This is a genomic window from Paraburkholderia sp. RL18-085-BIA-A (assembly GCF_046027075.1).
Taxonomy (GTDB): Bacteria; Pseudomonadota; Gammaproteobacteria; order Burkholderiales; family Burkholderiaceae; genus Paraburkholderia.
In genome coordinates this window covers 1-1421 of the sequence record NZ_JARESU010000428.1, presented here as the reverse complement: position 1 = coordinate 1421, position 1421 = coordinate 1, and the positions used below count along the sequence as shown (strand labels likewise).

Below are 1421 nucleotides of genomic sequence, written 5' to 3'. Positions count from 1 at the left end.
AAGTATCGACCGCAAGCCTCACCATCGCGGCAACGTCGTCCTCTTTCGTCACATCGACGACGAGCGAGGTCGCGTCGCCGCCCACCGCAGTGATCGCGGCAACGACTTCGTCCAGTTCGGCTCGCGTTCAACAACGCAGGCACGGAAGGCATTCTTGCGCCGCTCGTCGAACAGAACAAAGAACGCTTTGACATGGTGTTCGAACCGAACGTGCGCGGCGTGTTCAACAGCATGAAATACGAAGCGGAAGTCATGCTGAAACAGGGTTTTGGAAGCATTATCAACAATGCGTCGATGGGGGCGTGATCGGCTTCGAAAACGCGTCACTCTATATCGGCACGAACCATGCCGTGATCGGAATCATGAAGACGGCATCGATCGAATGGTTCAGGCACGGCGTGCGCGTCAATGCCCTGTGTCCGGGGCTGATCGAGACGCCGTTCCATCATCGTGGCATCTGGCCGTCGGTCGAAGCGCAGCATGCGTTCGCCGCCAGCACGCCGGCGGGCCGCTTCGGTTCCGCCGAGGAAGTGGCGCCGGTCGTCGCCTTCCTCGCATCCGACGATTCGTCATATGTCTCGGGTCATGCGCTGCTTGCAGACACCGGCTATTCCGTCGCCTGAAGGCTCCAGTGCAGCGCGCGGCTCGTTCATTTTCAGGAGGTCATCATGAATATCAGCATCATCGGAGCAGGAAACATCGGCAAGGTGCTCGCGCGCCGTTTCGTGGAAAACGGGCATGCCGTGCGTATCGCGAACTCGCGCGGAGCGGCATCGTTGGGGGACATTGCGAAGGAGACGGGCGCGACGGCAAGCGACGTGCAGGATATCGTCGCCGACGCGGACGTGATCGTCGTGACGATTCCGCAAGCCAAGGTGACGAATTTGCCGAAAGGTCTGTTCGACAACGCAAAACCGTCAGCTGTCGTCGTGGATACGGGTAACTATTACCCTCGTCAACGTGACGGGCGCATCGACGGCATCGAGACGGGCGCGCCCGAAAGCCGCTGGGTCGAGGAGCAGATCGGCCACGCCGTCGTCAAGGCGTTCAACAACATCTATGCCGCGCACCTCGAAGGGCTGGGCAAGCCCGCTGGCACGTCGGGACGCATCGCGCTGCCCGTGGCAGGCGACAACCCGAAGGCGAAGGAAGTCGTGTTCAGACTCGTCGATCAGATCGGCTTCGACCCAGTAGACGCAGGCACGATTGCTGACTCGTGGAGGCAGCAGCCCGGCTCGCCGGTCTATACGGGCGATTTCGATGTACACGGCGTCAAAGATGCGCTGGCGCGCGCGACGAAGGAGCGCACCGAAAGCTGGAAGGCGACGCACACAAGTCCTGGCACGTTTGATCGTCCGGCCTGACGTGATGTCCGGATGAACCGAGCCCGCGCGCGACCAGCAGTTAGTGTCCCGCCAAGG

The 1421-nt window shown here is 61.4% G+C and carries 2 protein-coding genes and 1 pseudogene; all 3 read left to right on the top strand.

Annotated elements, in window-relative coordinates:
- The coding region (locus P0D89_RS53005; RefSeq protein WP_408379635.1) for a hypothetical protein at positions 1–235 on the top strand (235 nt) is incomplete at its 5' end.
- Positions 151–623 (top strand): annotated as a pseudogene (locus tag P0D89_RS53000) (SDR family NAD(P)-dependent oxidoreductase). The gene P0D89_RS53005 and the pseudogene P0D89_RS53000, both read left to right, overlap by 85 nt.
- A 45-nt stretch (positions 624–668) precedes the next feature.
- Positions 669–1364, top strand: a complete 696-nt coding sequence (locus P0D89_RS52995; protein WP_408371200.1) for an NADPH-dependent F420 reductase — start codon at positions 669–671, stop codon at positions 1362–1364.
- Positions 1365–1421 lie beyond the last annotated feature (57 nt).